Here is a 22,285-nt window from a genome sequence, read left to right on the forward strand (position 1 = left end):
ATTACCATTCTTAATGATCGATCACACTTTAAAAGTAACCATTAGTGAAGTTTTCTAATGCAACTACATTAATTTTTTTCGTGCAAGTAGCTCCACACGAGACGTGCACTCAACACCAAGCTGTGCTTGGCGATGAGACAAGATGAAGCGCAAGAGGGGCCGAAGAGGGCGGCAAGAGAGCAGAGATAAAAAAACCGGAGCATCTGGCTCCGGCTCGATTTACATGGCCGAGGGCTTCGACTCCCGATGATAAAGGCTCCGTATCTCGTTAAGCAGCCACATCACCTTGGCGTCCTGATTGTGGCGTTTATGCCAGAGCAAGATAAAGGTCAGCTCCAGTTGCTGATAGAGCTCCTCTGGTAACGGAAGTGGCATGGTGATCAGATTGGGATGATATTTGGCTGCGTGTCCAGCACAGTAAGACGGGGCCACCGCGATCAGATCATTGTCGGGTTGCGATGCGATATGCAGTGATTGTTCGAAGCTGGAAACCATGATGGGAACCTTGCGAGCCATCCCCTCATCCTCCAGCAGCAGATCCAGCCCCCAAGTCTCCAGCACCTCCATCACCACACTGCAGTGTGAGCAATCCAGAAAATGCTCCAGCGACCACTCTTGCTGAAGCAAGGGGTGATCCTTACGCAAAAAGACCACGGGCCGATCGCAAAACAGCACCTCGTGATTGATGTAATAGGGCAGATTGCGGAGTTTTAGCTGGGAGCGGCTATAGCTCTCGCGGACACATACCCCAAGATCGGCATCACCGTTAACGATGTCATTGAGAGAATTACGATGCCACCCCAACATCTTGACCACGGAATTGGGATACTTGTCATGGATAGCCATCGGCAGATCGCCTAGCAGACTATTGTAGAAAGGGGATTGCATCACCAGATTGAAACGGGCGCCATCGGGTATCGCCTCACTATTGAGTGCAGCGATCCGCTCGGTAAGTGGAAACCAGACCTTCAACTCCTCTTCCAGGGTCAACGCCAAATGGGTTGGCTGTAGCCCTTTGCGTCCTCGCACAAAGAGCGGATCAGCAAACCACTCTCTCAATTTGGCCAGCGACTTGCTCACTGTCGGAGGGGTCACGTTGAGCTGCTTGGCCGTCCCTGCCACACTGCGTTCGGCCATCAGGTATTTGAATACCACCAGCAGGTTCAAATCGAGTTCACTCAGCGTACGCATACTTCCCCTCATCAAGTTCTCTGCAAATTTGCACGACGGCTAAATGCAAATCCTGCAAACACAATCCACAGAGTACATTGCCTATTTTCTGCCTGCGACACCAGTAACAACCAATCTGCTGAATCTGATATCTCCCGCTCACGCAGTCTTATCCCACCAAGCTACAACAGACTACCGGAGGCACCATGGTGGCAGTCATCTCATCACCATTAGAGAGCCTCTGAATTGCCCAACATATTAGTGACAAGTTAGCTATTCTGCTGTCAGCTGGCAGTATTGGCAAGACCGGTTTGGACTGATATCAACATCATGCGATCGATGTCAATTTTTATACATCGAAAGCCCTGTTACGAGCAGTAACGAATGGGGCGCTAGCGGATCCTTTTTGTTTTTATTGTGCTCGCAGAAACTATCACAATGCCATTACTGAATGGCATTAATTAATATCAATGGTGCCATTTCCATTTATATAATGTAAATGCATTACCCAAAAAAATTAATATACCATAGCAACCTATCAATTAACTCCGTGATTAACTCACGCACTTATAAAAATACAATCAACCAGCTTGGATTATGCATTTTATAAATTCAGCTTAATCATTGGCATGATGATAATCAAACAACGTGGATTGACAACAGATGCGACCACAGGTGGCGGAACTGCAAGCTTGCCCTGTTTTACAAGGCTTTATGCTTATCTATCCAGCCACCCGAACTATATATTGGCGACAACATTTATCGCCATCGATAAAATAACCCCTGCAAGCCATGATTATTTGGCTTATCTCATTATTTAGCGCAATAGACTGTGACCGTGCGAGGCGAATACATAGTCAAGGTAAAATAATTATACATGGAATCCCAAAAACCAATTCTGGACTCAACCCGTACAACATTCTCTATTCCGCCACAGACGGCAGCAAGATCAATGGTGTCGTTCATGCCGAAATCGACGTTGGCAAAGAAAAAATGGCTGGTAATTTCTTTTGAGCTGACAATCGCGGCTTTATTAAACGCAAATGCTTGCGTCCCATCTGAGTGCACAGGATTCTTGGCACAACCACTGAGCAATATAACCAAGCCAATGGCCGCAATCGTTTTGTAATTCATCATTTAAAAACCTTTTTAACTCCATTACCAACTACTTCTGGCTTTAACGAAAATATGCTGGGCTGGCAGCAAGAATAGACAACCGGCAGGATAAAGCTATAAAAAAGTTGTAATGATTTATGTCATGAGCGTTCAGTTGTTAATAGATATTCTCTGTACGTACATCCAAATGTAAAAACAGAGTGATAATATCAAAACAAACATATATTGTTTATGTTCAGCTACCGGTTGATACCCTGTATCACCCCAGTAAAGCCAAGATACTTTATTATGAATAACAGTATGTAACAGCAAGGCAGGGGACGTCTACAGCAAAACAGGAAGCTGAAAAATTCCATTATGGAACCGCAGTTAATATTTTGTTTCAATAGTTAAATGCAATGACATCAATAGAGTTAATCTCCAGCGCAGCTGTTTTCAGACCATAACAAGCCGAAACGCATGATCCCGGCTGATTCCTTTGAGCATTTTTACGACATTATTTATCTGTCTCAAGGCGATAGAGCCGCTTTATTTCGTTACGCAGCCACATCACCTTGGTGTCCTTATTATGGCGTTTATGCCACAGCAGGATGAAGGCTATCTCCAACTGCACATACAGCTTCTCAGGTAGCGGCAGCGGCATGGCGATCAAGTTGTCGTGATGCCGGCTTGCATAACCGGTGCAGTAGGAGGGGGCCACAGCAATCAGCTCATGGCTCGACAGGGAAGCAATATGCAGCGCCTGCTCGAAGCTGGACACCATAATCGGCACCTCCCGCTGCAACCCCTCCTCCTCCAGCAAATTGTCGAAGGCCCAGGTATCGTTGGCTTCCCACACCATGCTGATCTGGGGGCAGGCCAGAAAGTTCTCCAGCGACCACTTCTGCTGGAGCAGAGGGTGGTCCTTGCGCAAAAAAGCCACCGGACGGTCAGTAAACAGCACTTCATGATCGATGTAGTAGGGTAGCCGATTGACCTTGGCGTGAGAGCGGGCATAGGTCTCACGCGCACAAAACCCCAGATCAGCATCCCCGTTGACGATATCGTTCAGAGAGTTGTGATCCCAACCCATCGTCTTGACCACCGAGTTGGGGTACTTCTCATAGATGGTCATGGGCAGGTTGCTCAGGAAACTGATATAGAAAGGAGACTCCATTACCAGACTGAAGCGGGCACCATCCGGAATCGCATCACTATTCAGTGACGTAATGGTATCGGTGAGCTGAAACCAGGCGTTAAGCTCCTCCTCCAGCGTCCGGGAGAGGTTGGTGGGCTGCAACCCCTGCCGCACCCGCACAAAGAGCGGATCATCAAACCAGTCCCGCAGCTTGGCGAGTGACTTGCTCACCGACGACGAGGTGACGCAGAGCTTTTTGGCCGCACCAGCCACGCTGCGCTCCTGCATCAGATGCTTGAAAACCACCAGCAGGTTCAGATCGAGTTCACCCGGATTGCGCATATCCCCTCTCATGTTTCGTTATCCCCGCGACCGAGCTTCGCGGACGGCGAACCATGGTACCAGCCCTTTGACGGCCAGGTAACTGAGCATTGCCAGACACAGCGCATAGATCAGCATCTCGGATGGAGCAAAGCCAAGATGGCCCATCAACCAGATATAGAGGCCAGAGAGACTGATCTGCATGATGCAGAGCACGGCACTGGCAAACGCCACATTATGCTGACAGCCATCGAGCGCCTCGCCCATCGCCACCCCGAAGCCACAGGAGAAGCCGATGCAGATCAGGGCAAATCCCGGCAACAGCAGATGGATATTGCCCCCCAGCTGCCAGCACCCGAGCAGGGAGCACGCCGCCAGCAGATAGGCCAGATGGGAGAGTGCAATCACCTTGTGTTTGCCCAGCCAGCGCAACAGCAGCGGCGTCACGAAGGAGGTCGACATACTCACCCCGGCCATCACCATCATCACGATGGAGTACTGCTCGGTGGTAAAGCCAAACTCCTTCATCAGGATCAATGGTGACACGCTGACATAAACCAGGATGGCGGTCACGCTGGCACTGGTCAGCAACGACAGCAACATGAAACGTGGCGAGCGCAGCAGGGAAAATGGCAACACAGCGCTGCTCTCCTGCGAGCTGACAGGACGGGTCTCCTTGAGCAGCAGCAGGTTGACCAGACCACTGAGCAGGGCCACCAGCGCCATTGTCACGAAGATCCCGCGCCAGTCGAAATGCGACAGGATGAGATAACCGAGCACCGGCGCCAACACCGGGATCACGCAAATCACCCCGTTGATCATGGAGAGTGCCATCGCCAGCCGCTCCTGACTCAACACATCGCGCAATACGGTAAACGTCATGATGTAGAGCGCTCCGGCCCCAACCCCCTGCCAGAAACGACCGAGATAGAACTGGTGGATACCCGCCGCATTAGCTGCAACCAGTGACGCGATAACAAAGATAAGGGCGCCACCCAGCACTACCCAGCGACGGCCATAACGATCAGCAATCATGCCACCCAGCAATACGGTCGCGGCCATGCCAAACAGATAAATGGAGAACGCAGTGTGGATCTGCGCCTCGCTCGCCTGCAGGGTATCGGCGATCTGGGGCACGGCCACCAGATAGAGATCGATCCCGACCGGATAGAGAATAATCATCAGAAAACTGCAGAGCAGAAAAATACGCATGGGCACTCCGTAACAGATTGTCCCACCAGCTCAAGGGGTATACAGACGGGATGGCGGGTCAAGGCAAGGGACGATGGGGTGAACTATATGAGCACCCCCCTCCCCGTACCTAATGAAGAGATGGCGATCGGTACATTCCAATATGGAAAGATGGGTTTTAGGATTGTGCCGTTTGAGCAGCACACCACATCGCCTCCGACAGCGGCGCGGCAGCCCTTCCCTGACGCTGATACTCCCTGCAACCCGGCGATTACTGTGGTCAGAGGAGCCTCTCGGCGAGCATCAGAACCAGCACAAGCAGCAGGGAGCCCTGCGTCCGCGGCAAGATCGCACCGAGTAAGTGCATGTGGTTATTCTCCCGGCGAATGAAACTGGCATCATCATAAATAGGGTGCATATGCTTACGATGCCCAAGGCGATGTCTCTGCGACACCTCGGGAGATGGCCGATAGTCGCACACTTGTTCAGCGATGAGCCCTGCCACCGCCTGCTGGCGTATAAGCTGTAGGAGCAAAGAGAGCCACGGAGGGCGCAGGTGAGATCACAAAAGCACATCAAAGGGCTGCTGGCCGCACTGGAACAGGTCATTCTGGGCAAACCGCTGCAGATCAGAATCGCGTTGGTGACCCTGCTGGCCCGCGGCCACCTGCTGATCGAGGATCTGCCCGGCATGGGCAAAACCACTCTGGCTCAGGCACTGGCACAGGTACTGGGGCTTGCATGCCGACGCATGCAGTTCACCGCCGATCTGCTGCCCGCCGACCTGCTCGGCTTGCAGATCTTTAACCCCCAACAGCAACAGTTTCACTTTCATCCCGGCCCCATCTTCACTCAGGTGCTGTTGGCGGACGAGATCAACCGTGCCAGCCCCAAGGTACAGAGCGCCCTGCTGGAGGCGATGGCCGAGGGCAAGGTGAGTATCGAGGGTCACACCCATCCACTCCCCGAGCCGTTTTTCGTCATCGCCACCCAGAACCCGGCAGATCAAGCGGGCACCTACCCGCTGCCGGAGTCCCAGCTCGACCGTTTCGCGGTGCGGTTATCGCTGGGCTTTCCGCCACGGGAGGCGGAGCGCCAACTGTTGCGCGGCCACCAGCCGACAGGCCCCCTCCCCGCCATGCTGGATACCACCGAGCTCGCTGCGCTGCAGGCGGAGGGGGATGCCATCCATCTCTCTGATGCCACCCTCGACTACCTGCTGGCGCTGGTGGAGCAGAGCCGTTTTGATGGCGAGCTGCCCCAGCCCCTCTCCCCCCGGGCGGCCAAGACCTTGCTGGCGGTAAGCCGGGCCTGGGCGCTGGTCGCGGGGCGGCGCTTCGTCACGGTGGAAGATGTGCAGGCTGTGTTTCCCTATGTCGCCGAGCACCGGTTGCGGGGCAGCTTTGGCGTGCAGTACGGCGAAGCCTGCCCCCTGAGCCAGCGGCTGCTGGCCAGGGTCGATCCGGACCATCCCTGATGAGCCACCAGCCAACCCGCTGGCAGCAGTGGCGCGATAGCTGGCAGCGACGCTGGCTCGCTCGTCGCATTCCCCCGGCGCGCCAGATCACGCTGGAGACGCACACCCTCTTCATCCTGCCCACCCGCATGGGGCTGCTCTATCTGCTGGTACTGCTCGCCATCTATCTGCTCGGCACCAACTACCAGAACAATCTGGTGCTGCTGGTGGCCTACTGCCTCGGCAGCCTGTTTATGGCCGCCATGTGGCTCACCCACCGCAACCTGCTGGGGCTGGCGTTGCTGGGCGGCCCGCTGGTGCAGGGGGAAGCGGGCAGCCAGTTGCCCATCCGGTTGACGGTGCAGAGCCCACGCCCGGTGCGGGCACTCCGCTTTACTCTCAACGAAGGCACTCTCTGGCTGGCACAGGCCGATCCGGTGCCCCGCACCTTGATCCTGCCAGTACCGGGTAAACGCCGTGGCCCACTGCCCCTTGGCCGATTGCGGGTGGAGAGCCGCTACCCCCTCGGCCTGTTTTGCTGCTGGTCACTGCTGGATCTGCAACTGGAAGGATGGCTCGCTCCCAAACCGGAGTTCGGGGTGCGGAGGGGGGAACTGTCGGGTGAAAGCAAGGGGCTCCATGGCCAACCAGCTCCGTCGCCCCTCGGAGACTTTGATACCTTGCGGACCCATCAAGCTGGCGAGTCCCAGAGCCGGATAGCCTGGAAACAACTCGCTCAAGGGCGCGGCCTGCTGACCAAGCAGTTCCATGAACCGTTGCAGGATGACACTCACCTCACCTTGCAGCGCGTCGCGGGCGGGGATCTGGAGCAGCGACTGGCGGTGCTGGCCTGGTGGTGCACCGATTACGGCAAGCGGGGCATCCCCTTCACCCTGACGCTGACAAACCAGACGCTGGGGCCCGATAGCGGCACCGCCTTTGTGCAGCGCTGCCTGCTGGCAATGGCCCAATTCGATGCCAAGCCTCCGGAGATCACGCCGGATGCTGCTCGATAACCGCCGCCTGCTGCCGCTCATCGCCCTGCAGCAGTTGCTGCTGATCGCGGCACTCTGGCCCCAGTTGCAACTCTGGGTGGTGGCGGTAGGCACTGCTACCCTCGGTATTCGGGCCATGATGCTGTGGCGCGGCTGGCCGCCTCTGCCTGCCCGCTGGTTGGCGCTGCTGGCCATCACCACCGTGCTGTTACTTGGGCTGCAGTGGCGTACATTGGGCACCCTGCCCGCCCTGATCAATCTGCTCTGGCTCGGCTATAGCCTGAAAATAATTGAAGTGCGGCGCGAGCGGGACATCGAGCAGGTGCTGCTGCTCGCCTTCTTTCTGATTGGATTGGCACTGGTGCAGCGCCAACACATCGGCTGGGCAGGGGCGATGGTGGCAGCCCTCTGGCTGGCGGTGACCGCACTGGTGACCGCCATCGCCCCCGAGCAGAAACGGCCGTGGCGCAGCGCAGGCGGCGCTCTGCTGCTGGCGATCCCCCTGCTCATCACCCTGTTTTTGCTGCTGCCAAGGCTCCCGCCCCTCTGGCAGATGCCCACCACCAGCCGCGCCCTGTCGGGGCTCTCGGAAGAGGTGGCCCCCGGCGATATCAGCGAGCTGGTCAACTCCTCGGAACTGGTCTTTCGCGTCACCTTTGCCGACGGCCCGCCCCCTGCTCGCGAGCGTTATTTTCCAGTGATGCGCCAGGAGATTTTCGATGGCCAACGCTGGCAGCTGAGTGCCGAGGTCAAGGCCTGGCAACGGAGCGTATCAGAGCAAACCGCGCTCAATCCGCTGCCGGAAAGCGCCCTGCCCGCCGGAAGCTACGAGGTCATTGCCGAGCCCCAACGCCATCGCTGGGCTTTTGCGCTGGCCACTCCCCGCGTGCTGGGCGGGCCCGTCATGGCCACCCCCATTGCCACTCTCTATCGGCAGGGGAGCGGTGAGGCAGCCATCCGCTATCGGGTGAGCACAGCAACCGGCCCTCTTTTCAGCGATCCACAGAGCAAGGCCCGTAACCTGCAGTTGCCCAGCCATGGCAACCCGAGAGCACGGGCCTATGGCCAAGCCCTGGCCGCCCGCTACCCCGATCACAGCGCACTGGTCGCCGCTCTGCTCGACCAGTTTCGCAGCCAGCCCTATTACTACACCCTGACCCCGCCACGCCTTGGCAGTAACGGCGTAGATGAATTCCTGTTCGATACCCGGCGCGGCTTTTGTGGCCACTACGCCATGGCGACCGCCTTCGTCCTGCGCGCGGCGGGCATTCCGGCACGGCTGGTCACCGGCTATCTCGGTGGTGAATGGAATCCCCGTGGCCACTATCTGGCAGTACACCAGTTCGATGCCCACGCCTGGGTGGAATATCTCGATGAAGGGGGAATATGGCGGCGAGTTGACCCCACCGCAGCGGTGGCGCCAGAGCGCATTGAAGGCGACGTGACGCAGGCCCTGAACGACCAGTTCACCGCCGCGGATCCGCTCTCTTTGCAGCGTTATCGCAACTGGGCCCTGCTCAACCAGCTGCGCTGGTGGGGCAGCAACATCGACTACCAGTGGAGCCGCTGGGTGATCGGCCACGATGCAGGTCAGCTTTGGCAGCAAATTGGTCAGCGCTGGCCAGCACTGGCGGGGCATACCCCCTGGTTGATCCTCGCCAGCCTGTTGCTGGTCACTCTGCTGGTGAGTCTGCCCCTGCTGTTGCCTGCGCGGCTACCGCCCGAGCGGCGGATCTGGCTGGCGCTGCGCAAGCGCGGGACACGTAGCGGCTGGCCCCCGATCCCGCCCGAAAGCATGGCACAGTGGTGTGAACGGTTGGCTCGGCTACGCCCCGACCTTGCCCACGCTCTGCTGCAGGCGGCATGGCTCGCTCGCCGCTGGCGCTATGCGCCCCTCAGTACACGACAGCGACAACGCAGCTGGCGCCAGTTGCAGCGACGGCTGCGCCAAATCGTCCGGCGATGGGATCACCACAGATAAAAAGAGGGGAGCCACTGGCTCCCCTCTGCGGTTTGACTCACCGTGACTATTTTTGGCCAGGATTGTCCCAGATACCCTCTTCCAGCTGGGAGCGGATCTCGGGGTACTTGTTGGCATCAAAGGTGGGCACCTTGCCCAGCTTGAGCTGATCGTTGTAATCCTTGGCCAGCTTGATGGCCACGCCGGAGAGCAGCAGGATCGCCACCAGGTTGACGATAGCCATCAACCCCATGGAGACATCCGCCATCGCCCACACAGTCGGCAGCTCACCCACAGAACCGAACATCACCATGCCGAGCACGAACATCCGGAACAGCATCAGGCCGCCCTTGTGATTGTGCTCGAGGAATACCAGATTGGTCTCGGCATAGGAGTAGTTCGCCACGATGGAGGTAAAGGCGAAGAAGAAGATGGCTGCAGCGATGAAGATATTGCCGCCATGGCCAATCTGGGAAGAGAGCGCCCGCTGGGTCAGCTCAACCCCGGTCACACCGGAGCCCGGCTCAAACTGGCCGGACATCAGGATGATGGCGGCAGTACAGCTACAGATGACGATGGTGTCCATAAAGACCCCCAGCATCTGCACATAGCCCTGAGAGGCCGGGTGCGGCGGATAGGGGGTCGCGGTCGCCGCTGCGTTCGGGGCCGAGCCCATCCCCGCTTCGTTGGAGAAGAGACCGCGCTTGATGCCGTTGATCATCGCCTGGGAGATGGCATAACCCAGCGCCCCGGAGCCTGCCTGCTCAATGCCAAAGGCTGACTTGATGATCAGCATCATCACATGGGGCAGCTCGGTGATATTGAGGGCAACGATGACCAGCGCCAGCAGGATGTAAGCCAATGCCATGAAGGGCACCACCAGCTCGGCAAAACGGGCGATGCCACGAATACCGCCGAAGATAATCAGGCCAGAGAGCGCCACCAGCGCCAGGCCGCTGGCCCAGTCAGGAATACCGAACGCGACCTTCATCGCCAGACTGATGGAGTTGGCCTGCACCGCGTTGAACACCAGACCAAACGCCAGGATCAGGCACAGTGAAAACAGCACCCCCATCCAGCGCATCCCAAGGCCTTTCTCCATGTAGTAGGCAGGGCCACCGCGGTAGTTGCCATCCTCGTCTTTTACCTTGTAGAGCTGGGCCAGGGTACTTTCGACGAAGGCGGTCGCCATGCCGATAAAGGCGATCAGCCACATCCAGAAGATGGCGCCGGGGCCACCCAGATAGATGGCAACGGCCACGCCGGCCAGGTTGCCGGTACCGACCCGGGCAGCAAGACTGGTACAGAGTGCCTGGAAAGAGGAGATCCCGGCGTTATCCGATTTGCGGCTGTTTTTCAGCACGGAGAACATGTGGCCAAAATGGCGGACCTGGATAAAGCCCAGTCTGAAGGTGAAGAAGATCCCGACCCCGATCAGCAGGTAGATGAGCACGGCTCCCCACATCAGGTCATTTAACATCGCAATCAAGGTGTCCATAATTCTCTCGTTGTTATTCACATCCATGGCCAGCACATCTGCGTACGCTGGCCGCTTTCTGTCTGTCGTTTAATTAGCGTGTTGCTAAAGGGGCGGAATCTAGCACAGCGGGAGAGCCCGGAATAGTGATCCCGATCACCGCCAACACAAAAAACGAACGGATAAAGCCTATAAAGCTCCATTTAAATCGCAAACTTTCAACAAATCCAATAATTTAATCAGACAGGAGGTCGTAGTGCTCCATATGGAATCCTTTTTGCGATATCTCTGCCCTGTTGTCTGAAATAGCAAACGCTTGCATGAAATGGCTTTCATATCGGGATATTCCGATAAACGTTTTCCATGTAATTAAATTTCAAGTATGCAATTGGATAATTTATGTGATCGATGACACAAATATCGATATTTGCGAAAAAAACTGGCCTGGAAGCAAACCGGAAAAGTGCTGGAACGAAATACAAAAAACCTTATTAATCATATAGTTTCATGTGATAAAACGGAATTTCTCAACAGTCTGAATATTTAACAGCCAAGTCCCCCTATTGCAGGAAGCACCACATAAGTATTAATTAGGCAGGCAATGACGATGGGTCACCCCCATCGCGCTTTTCTGAGCCTGAGGCACCAAGATCCTGTAATTTTATTTCAGAACCACCGTCTCAAGCCCGCAACCCAGGGATGACTCCCTCATTAAGAGATGATATTCGCTATGGCCGATAAACTAACCCAGCTGAAAGCCCTGACCACTGTTGTTGCCGACACCGGTGATATCGAAGCCATCAAACGCTATCAGCCCATCGATGCCACCACCAACCCCTCTCTGGTTCTGAAGGCCTCCGAGATCCCCGAGTACGCACCGCTGATCGAAGACGCCATCAACTGGGCCAAATCCCAGAGCCAGGACAAGGCACAGCAAATCATCGACGCGGGCGACAAGCTGGCTGTCAACATCGGTCTGGAAGTGCTGAAGATCGTTCCGGGCCGTATCTCCACCGAAGTGGATGCCCGTCTCTCCTTCGATACCGAAGCCAGCATCGCCAAGGCCCGCAAACTGATCCGCCTCTACAACGAAGCCGGTATCAGCAACGACCGCATTCTGATCAAACTGGCCTCCACCTGGGAAGGGATCCGCGCCGCCGAGGTGCTGGAGAAAGAGGGTATCCAGTGCAACCTGACCCTGCTGTTCTCCTTCGCTCAGGCGCGTGCCTGTGCCGAAGCCGGTGCCTTCCTGATCTCCCCGTTCGTGGGCCGTATCCTCGACTGGTACAAGGCCAAAAATGGCCGTGATTACACCGCCAGCGAAGATCCGGGCGTGGTCTCCGTTACCGCCATCTACAACTACTACAAACAGCACGACTACCCGACTGTGGTCATGGGCGCCAGCTTCCGCAACACCGGCGAGATCCTGGAACTGGCTGGCTGTGACCGCCTGACCATTGGCCCGGCCCTGCTGGAAGAGCTGAGCAAAACTGAAGGTGCCGTGGTACGCAAGCTGGACTACACCGGCGAGCGTAAAGCCAAACCAACCCCGATGAGCGAAGACGAATTCCGCTGGGAACTGAACCAGGATGCCATGGCTCACGAGAAACTCGGTGAAGGGATCCGTATGTTTGCCGTCGATCAGGGCAAGCTGGAAACCATGCTGGCTAGCCGCCTGTAATCGGTTAATTTTTATACTAAAAACCGGGCTTCCCCAAAGGAGCCCGGTTTTTTTGTACCCGACTTTTAGCTCGGTCATAGAGCTGTAACGAAAACGTTTTATTTTCAGTCTTGTTATGTTATACGGGTGGTGAAAACGATAAAAACCAAGGAGGGAGCCATGGAAATGTTCAACTTCGATTATGACGAGGTAGTTGAACTCGGTTCGCGTAGCCGCGGGACAACGGGAAAAAAACGTAAATGGCGTGAAATCGAGGCGTTGAAAGACAAACACCGCCTGCAGAAGGAGCTGCAATCAATCGATATCGCCTATGAGGGTCTTACAGACGAATTTGAACTGTAATACAACCTGACACCTCTAAAAGCGCCCCGCACAGACGGGGCGCTTTTTTATGCCGCAAGCGGCTTGTCATGCCATCGCTAGCGATGCCACTGGATGCAGTGGACAAGAGACAGACCAGCCACTGACAAAGCGTACCGCCCTCCTCTGCCTGCCCCTGACAGCCATCGCCAGCAGCATGGTATCCAACCTGCGAATAGAGACCAGCGCTGTTTCAGGGCGCGTTGGGGCAATCACCGCAAGACAGGTAATCTGGCAATAAAAAACCCCCGTATAAGACGGGGGCTTGGACACTCGGGGTTAACGGCTGCGCTTAGCAGTAACCGTAGCCCAGCAGACGCTGGTAGCGCTGCTCCAGCAGTTGCTCGGTCTCGAGCGGACGCAGGGCATCCAGATCCTGCTTGATGCGGGCCTTGAGGTTTTTGGCCATCTTCTCCACATCGCGGTGGGCACCGCCGAGGGGCTCGTCGATCACGTGGTCGATCAGCTTGAGCTCCTTCAGACGCTGAGCAGTGATCCCCATCGCTTCGGCAGCCACGGAAGCCTTGTCGGCACTCTTCCACAGGATGGAGGCACACCCTTCCGGCGAGATGACGGAGTAGGTGGAGTACTGCAGCATGTTGACGCGGTCACCCACGCCAATGGCCAGCGCACCACCGGAGCCACCCTCACCGATCACGGTGCAGACCACCGGCACGGTCAGACCGGCCATCACTTTCAGGTTGCGGGCAATCGCTTCAGACTGGCCACGCTCTTCGGCACCGACGCCGGGGTAGGCGCCCGGGGTGTCGATAAAGGTGATGATCGGCATCTTGAAGCGCTCGGCCATCTCCATCAGACGCAGGGCCTTGCGGTATCCTTCCGGACGCGGCATGCCGAAGTTGCGCTTGATCTTCTCTTTGGTCTCGCGACCCTTCTGGTGACCAATCACCATCACCGGCTCGCCGTCGAGACGGGCGATGCCGCCGACGATAGCCTTGTCATCGGCATAGGCGCGATCGCCAGCCAACTCGTCGAAATCGGTGAAGATATGCTCGATATAGTCAAAGGTGTAGGGGCGCTGGGGATGACGCGCCATCTGGGATACCTGCCAGGCACCCAGATCACCGAAGATCTTCTTGGTCAGCTCTTCGTTTTTCTTCTCCAGCCGGCGGATCTCGTCTTTCAGATCCACGGCGTGATTGCCTTCACTCACATGTTTGAGTTCATCAATCTGCGCCTGCAACTCGGCAATCGGCTGTTCAAAATCCAGAAAAAGACTCATAGGGCCTTAGAACCTCTAATCAAAAACCAATTCAACCCGCTCTCGTCCAAGCAGGACTCGCAAGTCATCTATCAGTTGATCGGTGGGCGTCACCCGCCACTCGGTACCGAGCGTCAATCGCACCCGAGAGCCGGGGCGACGATAGTTTACCTGAACCGGACAGACTCCGGCACGGGTGGGCTCCAAAATCTCGCACAAACGCGGGAAAAAGCGATCATCAATCCGCTGTTCATCAAGGGAGATGCGGATTGCTCTGGCAAAACGCTCCCTCGCATCGTTGATATCCAGTAATTCTCGAGCCGACATTTTAAGGCCACCGGAGAAGTCATCAAAGCTGACCTGTCCAGAAACCACCAAAATACGGTCTTTTTGCATCAATTCTTCATATTTTTCCAGCGCTTCACTGAACAGGGTCACATCGAGGCGACCAGAACGGTCGTCCAGGGTGAAGATCCCCATCTTGTTGCCACGCTTGGTCACCATGCTGCGGGCCGCAATCACCAACCCCGCCGCCGTGGTCACGGTATCGCGGGAGGTGGGATGCAGATCGCACAGGCGACCCGAGGTATAACGACGCAATTCGCCGCTGTACTGGTTGATGGGGTGACCGGTGAGATAGAGCCCGAGGGTCTCGCGCTCCCCTTCCAGCCACACCTTGTCAGGCCAGTGCGGCACGTTGGCAAACGCCTTCTTAACGTCGTCAATCTCTTCGGTAAGCACGCCGAACATGTCGACCTGACCCACCGCCTGCGCCTTGGCGTGCTGCTCGGCGGCACGCATTGCCTCCTCCAGCGTCGCCATCAGGGCGGCGCGGTGGGGACCGAGCCGGTCCATGGCACCGGAGAGGATCAGTTTCTCCATCACCCGCTTGTTAAGCTTCTTGATATCGACCCGGTTGCAGAAATCGAACAGGTCGCGGAACGGGCCATCCTGATCCCGGGCGCTGAGAATCGCGTCGATAGGACCTTCACCGACCCCTTTCACCGCGCCGATACCATAGACGATATGGCCATCTTCGTTGACCGAGAAGCGATAGCGACCGGTGTTCACATCCGGCGGGATCACCGTCAGCCCCATCCGCTGACACTCGTCCACCAGAGTCACGATCTTGTCGGTGTTGTCCATATCGGCGGTCATCACCGCCGCCATGAACTCGGCCGGGAAGTGGGTCTTGAGCCAGAGGGTCTGGTAGGAGACCAGCGCATAGGCGGCGGAGTGGGATTTGTTGAAGCCGTAGCCCGCAAACTTCTCCACCAGATCGAAGATTTTCATCGCCAGCTCGCCGTCGACGCCGTTTTGAATGGCGCCCTCCTCGAAACCGGCCCGCTGTTTGGCCATCTCCTCGGGCTTTTTCTTACCCATGGCACGACGCAACATGTCCGCGCCACCCAGGGTGTAGCCCGCCAGGGTCTGGGCGATCTGCATCACCTGCTCCTGATAGAGGATGATGCCGTAGGTCGGTTCCAGAATGGGCTGCAGGCTCTCGTGCTGCCACTTCTCGTCCGGATAGGAGATCGCTTCATTGCCGTGCTTGCGGTCGATGAAGTTATCCACCATGCCTGACTGGAGCGGGCCCGGTCGGAACAGGGCCACCAGTGCGATCATGTCCTCGAAGCAGTCAGGCTTGAGCCGCTTGATCAGATCCTTCATGCCGCGGGATTCCAGCTGGAATACCGCGGTAGTCTCGTAGCGCTGCAGCAGGTCGAACGACTTCTTGTCATCGATGGGGATGGCGGCGATGTCCACCGGCGGCTTGCCCTCTTTGGCAAGACGCGGGTTTATCATGCCGAGCGCCCAGTCGATGATGGTCAGGGTCCGCAGGCCGAGGAAGTCGAACTTCACCAGACCCGCGTACTCCACATCGTTCTTGTCGAACTGGGTCACCGGGTGATGACCCTCGTCATCGCAATAGAGCGGCGCAAAATCGGTGATCTTGGTGGGCGCGATCACCACGCCACCGGCGTGCTTACCGGCGTTGCGCACGACCCCTTCGAGGCGGCGAGCCATGTCGATGAGGTCTTTGACCTCCTCATCCTGCTCGTAGAGCTCGGGCAGTTTTGGCTCGGCCTCGAATGCCTTGGCCAGGGTCATGCCCGGATCCGGCGGAATCAGCTTGGAGATACGATCGACAAAGCCGTAGGCGTGGCCCAATACCCGGCCCACGTCCCGCACCACCGCCTTGGCCGCCATGCTGCCGAAGGTGATGATCTGGGACACCGCATCCCGGCCATACATCTCGGAGACGTGGTCGATCACCTCGTCGCGCCGATCCATACAGAAATCGACGTCGAAGTCGGGCATGGATACCCGCTCGGGGTTCAAGAAACGTTCGAACAGCAGGTCAAATTCCAGCGGATCGAGGTCGGTGATCTTGAGGGCATAGGCCACCAGGGAGCCCGCCCCCGAGCCCCGGCCCGGGCCAACGGGAATGCCGTTGTCCTTGGACCACTGGATAAACTCCATCACGATGAGGAAGTAACCCGGGAAGCCCATCTGGTTGATCACTTTCAGCTCGATGTCGAGACGCTCGTCATATTCGGGACGGCGCTCGGCTCGCACTTGCGGATCCGGGAACAGGAACTCAAGCCGCTCCTCCAGACCCTCTTTCGACTTGGCCACCAGAAAATCTTCAGTGGTCATGTCGCCAGTCGGGAAGTTGGGCAGGAAATACTCACCGAGGCGCACCGTCACGTTGCAGCGCTTGGCGATCTCCACCGTGTTCTCCAGCGCCTCGGGGATGTCGGCAAACAGCTCCGCCATCTCCTCCTGACTGCGCAGGTACTGCTGCGGGCTGTAGCGACGGGGGCGGCGTTTGTCCATCAGGGTATAGCCATCGTGGATGGCAACCCGGATCTCGTGGGCGTCGAAATCATCGGCAGAGAGGAACACCACCTCGTTGGTGGCGACTACAGGCAGCTCGAACTCGGTGGCAATCGCCACCGCCATGTGCAGGTAGACCTCTTCGTCGGGTCGACCGGTCCGCAACAGCTCGAGGTAGTAGGCATCGGGAAAATGGGTCTGGTAGAAGGCAAGACACTGCTCGGTCATCTGCCGGTTACCCTTGAGCAGGAACTTGCCCACATCCCCTTCACGGCCGCCGGAGAGCACGATCACCCCCTTGGCATGCTCGGCGAGCCAGCTCTTGTCGATAACCGGGCGCCCCTGCACGTGGCCGCGCTGGTAGCCGCGAGAGATAAGCAGGGTGATGTTCTGGTAGCCGTCATTGTCCATGGCCAGCAGGGTGAGACGGAACTGCTCGTCGCCAAGCTCGTCGCTCTGCACCCAGAAGTCGGCACCGACGATGGGTTTGATCCCCTTGCCGTGGGCCGATCCATAGAAACGCACCAGACCGCACATGTTCATCTGATCGGTCAGCGCCAGCGCCGGCATGTTATTGGCCGCCGCCGCCCCGACGATGGGGTTGATCTTCTGCAGGCCATCGACCATGGAGAAGTCGGAGTGGACTCGCAGGTGGATAAAACGGGGTTCAGCCATCGTCATCTCCTCTCGCTGCTCAAACTAAATGGCATGGTCTACTCGATCCCCAGTGCGCGGCGCACCGGTTTGAAGCTTTTGCGATATTCGGGCAGCGGGCCACGCTCGGCCAGAATAGCGAGGTGCTCAGCGGTCGGATAACCCTTGTGACGGGCAAAACCATACTCGGGATAGCGGCTGTCCAGCTCGGTCATCTCCGCATCGCGGGTCACCTTGGCCAGAATGGAGGCGGCACTGATGGCGGCCACCAGGCTATCGCCCTTGACCACGGCGCGTGCTTCCATCGGCAGCGCCGGGCAGCGGTTGCCATCGATAAAGACCAGCTCGGGGGTGACCTTCAGCCCTGCCACGGCACGCTGCATCGCCAGCATGGTGGCGTGCAGGATGTTGAGCTCGTCGATCTCCTCCGGGCTGGCACGCCCGATGGCAAAGGCCAGCGCCTTCTCTTTGATTTCGTCAAACAGGGCGAGGCGCTTCTTCTCGGAGAGCTTCTTGGAGTCAGCCAGCCCGACAATCGGGTTGGCGGGATCGAGAATGACCGCGGCGGTGACCACGTCACCCACCAGCGGGCCGCGACCCACTTCATCCACACCGGCAACCAGCTTGTCGTCAGGAATATCGATCATCATCTTGTAGCCTTGAATCAAAACAGGCCCCGTGGGGCCTGACATGGGGTCAACTGGCGCGGTATCACCGCTCAGGTAATAGATTAACGGGTAGCGCGGCGCAATCGACGATCCGAAATAGCGTTATCTGCCGAGCAGATCAGCCACCGCGTCGGCGGCCTGCAAATCGGCATTGCAGCGGATCAGCTGGTGCAACTCGGTGAAAGTGTTGACCAGCGCACTGTTGTCGTGCTCGAAATATTTGCTCACCTCTTCCACCAGATTCTCCGGGGTGCACTCATGCTGGATCAGCTCCGGCACCAGCATGCGCCCGGCCAGCAGGTTGGGCAGGGAGACAAATTCGGTCTTCACCAGTCGCTGGGCCAGCCAGTAGCTGAAGGGTTTGAGCTTGTAGCCCACCACCATCGGCTTTTTCACCAGCATGGCTTCCAGTGCCGCAGTGCCGGACGCCAGCATCACCACATCGGCAGCGATCATCGCCTCGCGCCCCTGCCCTTCCAGCAGCACCATCTCGAGATCCGGCGCCACTTCGGCCTTGATGGCCATGAATTGCTCACGCCGCTTCTGATTGACCAGCGGCACGATAAAACCGAGATCCGGATAGCGTACCGTCAGACTCTTGCACGCCTCGAGAAAGAGAGGGGACATAAAGCCCACTTCTGCAGTGCGACTGCCCGGCAGTACCGCCAGCCAGCGGCGGTTGGCATCGATGCCCAGCTTGCGGCGCACGGCAGCCTGATCCGGCACCAGTGGAATATCATCCGCCATGGTGTGGCCGACAAAACGGCAAGGGGCCTCGAAACGGTCGTAGAAGGCTTTCTCGAACGGCAGGAAGGCGAGCACCATGTCGGTGGCGGCCTTGATCTTGTGAATGCGGTTCTGACGCCATGCCCACACCGAGGGGCTGACATAGTGAACCGTCTTGATACCGGCGCGGCGCAGTTTCAGCTCCACCCCGATATTGAAATCCGGTGCATCCACGCCGATGAAGATATCGGGCGGATTGGCGATAAAGTGGCGCAGCAGTTCGCGACGAACCTTGAGGATGCGCGGCAGACGGCCCAGCACCTCGGTGATCCCCATGACGGAGAGCTCTTCCATCTCGAACAGGGCCTTGACGCCGAGAGCCTGCATCCGCGGCCCGGCGATCCCTTCGAACTGCGCATCCGGGTAGCGGGTCTGCAGCTCGCGCACCAGACCGGCAGCAAGAATGTCGCCGGAGACTTCTCCGGCGACGATACCGATACGAACCGGATCAGGCACGGATGATCCCGCGCTCGTTATCTTTGAGGAAGTCCACATAGAGCTGGACGGCCGGCTCGGCTTGCGCCATCTCGATCAATACCGGCAGCACCTCTTCGATGGTCTTGCCGGAACGGAAGATCTCTTTGTAGGCACGCTTGACGGCAGAGATAGCCTCAGGCGTATAACCGCGACGGCGCAGCCCTTCAGAGTTGACCCCGAACGGCTTGGCGTAGTTACCAGCGGCCATCACGTAGGGCGGCACATCCTTGTTCAGGGCGGCACAGCCACCGACGAAGGCATGGGAACCGACACGGCCGAACTGGTGAATGGCAGAGAGACCACCAAAGATCACGAAGTCACCGATCACCACGTGGCCCGCCAGGGTCGCGTTGTTGGCGAAGATGCAGTTGTCACCGATGATGCAGTCGTGGGCAACGTGAACGTTGACCATGAACAGGTTACCGCTGCCCACCTTGGTCAGGGATTGATCCTGAATGGTGCCACGGTGGAAGGTGCAGTTCTCGCGAATGACGTTGTTGTCGCCAATCTCGAGGAAGGTACGCTCACCAGCGTACTTCTTATCCTGGCAATCCTCGCCGATAGAGGTGTGCTGGAAGATCTTGTTGCCGCGACCAATCTTGGTCGGGCCCTTGATCACCACGTGGGAGCCTACCCAGGTGTTGTCGCCGATTTCTACCTCGGCGCCGATGACAGAAAAGGGGCCGATTTCAACCCCTTTACCGATCACGGCAGACTCATGGACGATAGCAGTATCGTGAATGGTGGCAGTCTGATCGATCACGTGTGTTAAACCTCGCGTTTGGCGCACATCAGCTCGGCGGTACAGACCACTTCACCGTCGACGGTGGCGACACCGGTGAACTTGGCAATACCGCGACGCTCTTTCAGGAACTCCACGTCCAGCACCAGCTGATCACCGGGGCCGACCGGGCGCTTGAAGCGAGCGTTGTCGATTGAGGCAAAATAATAGAGTTCGTTGGGAGACGGCTTGCCCACCATGGTAAAGGCCAGGATACCGGTGGCCTGCGCCATCGCTTCCAGGATCAGTACGCCCGGGAACACCGGCTTGGCCGGGAAGTGTCCCTGGAAAATTGGCTCGTTGAACGAGACGTTCTTGATGGCACGCAGGGTTTTGCGCTCATCGCTGATCTCGTAGTCGTCGACCCGATCCACCATCAGGAACGGATAACGGTGGGGCAGCAGATCCATGATTTCCTGGATACCCAGGCTCTTCTTTTCAGTATTCAAAACAGTACCCTATACCAATCGTGATTATTCTTGATCCAGCTTCTTCTCAAGCTTGCTCAACCGCTTGTGCATCTCTTCGATACGCATCACCCGGGCGGCGGTCTTGCGCCACTCTTTATTGGTTTGCAGAGGGATGCCGGAAGAGTAGACACCGGGCTCGGTAATGGGTCGCATCACCATGGCCATACCGGTGACGGTGGCCTGGTCGCAGATCTCCATATGCCCGTTAAAGACGGAAGCGCCGCCAATGATACAGTATTTGCCGACCTTGAGACTACCAGCCATCACGGTGGAACCCGCCACGGCGGTGCCGTAACCGATCTCCACGTTGTGGGCGATCTGGCACTGGTTGTCGATGATGACGTTGTCAGCGATGCGGGTATCTTCCAGCGCACCGCGGTCAATGGTGGTACAGGCACCGATCTCGACCCGGTTGCCAATCGTCACGCCGCCGAGCTGGGGGATCTTGATCCACTCGCCACGCTCGTTGGCATAACCGAAACCATCGGCCCCGATCACTGTGCCGGATTGAACCAGACAGTCGGTACCCATGGTCACATTGTGATAGAGGGTGACGTTGGCCCACAGCCGGGAGCGAGCTCCCAGCCGGGTGTTCTTGCCAACGAAACAACCCGGGCCAATGCGTACATCGTCACCCAGCACGACGCCGGATTCGATCACTGCATTGGCGCCGATGGCCACTCTCTCGCCCAGTTGCACGTCAGCCGCGATGACGGCGCTCGGATGGATATCCGTGGCCGGTTGCGGCGTGGTGTCCAGCAGTTGGGCTACCCGGGCAAAACCCACGTAGGGATCCTTGAGCACCAGCGCATTGGTGGGACAGAAAGGGAGATCCGCCTCTGTAATGAGCACGGCGGTCGCCTTGCTCTGCTCCAGATAAGAGCGGTACTTCTTGTTGGACAGGAAGGTAATCTCACCCTCCCCGGCCTTTTCCAGTGTCGCTACCTTGCGGATTTCCAGGGTTCCGTCGCCATGGACCTGGGCCCCCAGTTGCTGGGCCAGCTGTGCGAGAGTAAATGCCATCAATTAGTTGCTCTTGCTTACCTGAGAAATAACCTGGCCGGAGATGTCCAGCTTGCTGGCTGCATACGGGGCGGCGTTGCGCTCCAGCACCAGATCGTAACCATTGCTCTTGGCGATGGAATCGATGGCAGCCTGCACCTTGGTCAGGATCTTGTTGCGCTCTTCGGACTGACGGCGACCGTTGTCCTGCTCAAAGGCTTGACGCTTCTGGTTGAACTCCATCTGCAGCTTGGCCAGTTTTTCCTGGTTCTGCTTCTTCTGCTCGGCGCTCATGAAGGCTTCATCCTTGCGGAACTTCTCGACCAACTTCTGGCCTTCCTGTTCCAGCTTCTGCAACTCACGCATACGCGGCTCGAATTCACCTTTCAGCTTGGCTGCAACGGCTTCACGCTGGGGCAGCTTTTGAAAGACTTCGCCCATGTCAACCACGGCGATCTTGGTCTCAGCGAAGGCAGAACCCATGCCGGCAGCCATCAGTGCAAAGCTCAAACCAGCTACTTTCAACGCTTTATTCACACT

Annotated in this window: 18 protein-coding genes; 5 read left to right on the forward strand and 13 right to left on the reverse strand. The window is 57.6% G+C overall.

The window, feature by feature from the left end; translation table 11 throughout:
- Positions 1–219: 219 nt before the first annotated feature.
- The 4 genes from yidZ (ACE1BR_RS10465) to ACE1BR_RS10480 all read right to left on the reverse strand — a co-directional run bounded on the left by yidZ (ACE1BR_RS10465) (position 220) and on the right by ACE1BR_RS10480 (position 4,936).
- A complete protein-coding gene (gene yidZ / locus ACE1BR_RS10465; RefSeq protein ID WP_374870007.1) occupies positions 220–1,191 on the reverse strand; it encodes an HTH-type transcriptional regulator YidZ in 972 nt (323 codons plus the stop codon).
- Positions 1,192–1,983: 792 nt separating this feature from the next.
- The gene (locus tag ACE1BR_RS10470; protein ID WP_374870009.1) at positions 1,984–2,307 is read right to left on the reverse strand and encodes a Bor/Iss family lipoprotein; all 324 of its coding nucleotides are present in this window, start codon (positions 2,305–2,307) and stop codon (positions 1,984–1,986) included.
- A gap of 475 nt (positions 2,308–2,782) precedes the next feature.
- A complete protein-coding gene (gene yidZ, locus ACE1BR_RS10475; protein WP_374870156.1) occupies positions 2,783–3,745 on the reverse strand; it encodes an HTH-type transcriptional regulator YidZ in 963 nt (320 codons plus the stop codon).
- 18 nt (positions 3,746–3,763) lie between these two features.
- Positions 3,764–4,936 (reverse strand): MFS transporter, encoded by a 1,173-nt coding sequence (locus ACE1BR_RS10480; protein WP_374870011.1) that lies wholly within the window; start codon positions 4,934–4,936, stop codon positions 3,764–3,766.
- Positions 4,937–5,471: 535 nt separating this feature from the next.
- On the opposite strand from ACE1BR_RS10480, the gene ACE1BR_RS10485 reads away from it, so the two are divergent.
- The 3 genes from ACE1BR_RS10485 to ACE1BR_RS10495 are packed head-to-tail and all read left to right on the forward strand — an operon-like array spanning position 5,472 to position 9,347.
- Positions 5,472–6,392 (forward strand): AAA family ATPase, encoded by a 921-nt coding sequence (locus ACE1BR_RS10485; RefSeq protein WP_374870013.1) that lies wholly within the window; start codon positions 5,472–5,474, stop codon positions 6,390–6,392.
- Complete coding sequence (locus tag ACE1BR_RS10490) at positions 6,392–7,387, forward strand: DUF58 domain-containing protein (protein WP_374870015.1); 996 nt, start codon at positions 6,392–6,394, stop codon at positions 7,385–7,387. Before ACE1BR_RS10485 ends, ACE1BR_RS10490 begins: the two co-directional genes overlap by 1 nt.
- Positions 7,374–9,347 (forward strand): transglutaminaseTgpA domain-containing protein, encoded by a 1,974-nt coding sequence (locus ACE1BR_RS10495; RefSeq protein WP_374870017.1) that lies wholly within the window; start codon positions 7,374–7,376, stop codon positions 9,345–9,347. The genes ACE1BR_RS10490 and ACE1BR_RS10495 overlap by 14 nt, the downstream gene beginning before the upstream one ends.
- Positions 9,348–9,393: 46 nt before the next feature.
- Here ACE1BR_RS10495 and ACE1BR_RS10500 read toward each other — a convergent pair whose 3' ends face one another.
- Positions 9,394–10,824, reverse strand: coding sequence for an alanine/glycine:cation symporter family protein (locus ACE1BR_RS10500; RefSeq protein ID WP_374870019.1), 1,431 nt, complete (start codon positions 10,822–10,824; stop codon positions 9,394–9,396).
- Between the two features lie 709 nt (positions 10,825–11,533).
- Here ACE1BR_RS10500 and tal point away from each other — a divergent pair.
- Together tal and ACE1BR_RS10510 are read left to right on the forward strand one after the other, a co-directional pair.
- Positions 11,534–12,484, forward strand: coding sequence for a transaldolase (gene tal / locus ACE1BR_RS10505; RefSeq protein ID WP_374870021.1), 951 nt, complete (start codon positions 11,534–11,536; stop codon positions 12,482–12,484).
- A 159-nt stretch (positions 12,485–12,643) separates the two neighbouring features.
- The gene (locus tag ACE1BR_RS10510; protein ID WP_374870023.1) at positions 12,644–12,826 is read left to right on the forward strand and encodes a DUF3545 family protein; all 183 of its coding nucleotides are present in this window, start codon (positions 12,644–12,646) and stop codon (positions 12,824–12,826) included.
- Between the two features lie 310 nt (positions 12,827–13,136).
- Here ACE1BR_RS10510 and accA read toward each other — a convergent pair whose 3' ends face one another.
- The 8 genes from accA to ACE1BR_RS10550 all read right to left on the reverse strand — a co-directional run bounded on the left by accA (position 13,137) and on the right by ACE1BR_RS10550 (position 22,282).
- A complete protein-coding gene (gene accA, locus ACE1BR_RS10515) occupies positions 13,137–14,087 on the reverse strand; it encodes an acetyl-CoA carboxylase carboxyl transferase subunit alpha (RefSeq protein ID WP_374870025.1) in 951 nt (316 codons plus the stop codon).
- A 15-nt stretch (positions 14,088–14,102) separates the two neighbouring features.
- Positions 14,103–17,582: a DNA polymerase III subunit alpha gene (dnaE, locus tag ACE1BR_RS10520; protein ID WP_374870027.1), complete on the reverse strand. Its 3,480-nt coding sequence runs from the start codon at positions 17,580–17,582 to the stop codon at positions 14,103–14,105.
- A gap of 38 nt (positions 17,583–17,620) precedes the next feature.
- Positions 17,621–18,211 carry a ribonuclease HII gene (rnhB, locus tag ACE1BR_RS10525; protein WP_374870029.1) on the reverse strand — a complete coding sequence of 197 codons (591 nt, stop codon included), beginning with the start codon at positions 18,209–18,211 and terminating at the stop codon, positions 17,621–17,623.
- A 120-nt stretch (positions 18,212–18,331) separates the two neighbouring features.
- Positions 18,332–19,471, reverse strand: coding sequence for a lipid-A-disaccharide synthase (gene lpxB, locus ACE1BR_RS10530; protein WP_374870031.1), 1,140 nt, complete (start codon positions 19,469–19,471; stop codon positions 18,332–18,334).
- The gene (lpxA, locus tag ACE1BR_RS10535; RefSeq protein WP_374870033.1) at positions 19,464–20,255 is read right to left on the reverse strand and encodes an acyl-ACP--UDP-N-acetylglucosamine O-acyltransferase; all 792 of its coding nucleotides are present in this window, start codon (positions 20,253–20,255) and stop codon (positions 19,464–19,466) included. Before lpxA ends, lpxB begins: the two co-directional genes overlap by 8 nt.
- 5 nt (positions 20,256–20,260) lie before the next feature.
- On the reverse strand, positions 20,261–20,722 hold the full coding sequence (gene fabZ, locus ACE1BR_RS10540) for a 3-hydroxyacyl-ACP dehydratase FabZ (protein ID WP_374870035.1): 462 nt from the start codon (positions 20,720–20,722) through the stop codon (positions 20,261–20,263).
- Positions 20,723–20,746: 24 nt separating this feature from the next.
- The gene (lpxD, locus tag ACE1BR_RS10545) at positions 20,747–21,766 is read right to left on the reverse strand and encodes a UDP-3-O-(3-hydroxymyristoyl)glucosamine N-acyltransferase (protein WP_219263302.1); all 1,020 of its coding nucleotides are present in this window, start codon (positions 21,764–21,766) and stop codon (positions 20,747–20,749) included.
- A gap of 3 nt (positions 21,767–21,769) precedes the next feature.
- Entirely contained in the window at positions 21,770–22,282 is a 513-nt protein-coding gene (locus ACE1BR_RS10550) for an OmpH family outer membrane protein (RefSeq protein ID WP_005338563.1), read from the reverse strand.
- Positions 22,283–22,285 lie beyond the last annotated feature (3 nt).

The organism is Aeromonas sp. MdU4 (assembly GCF_041929505.1).
GTDB lineage: Bacteria > Pseudomonadota > Gammaproteobacteria > Enterobacterales > Aeromonadaceae > Aeromonas.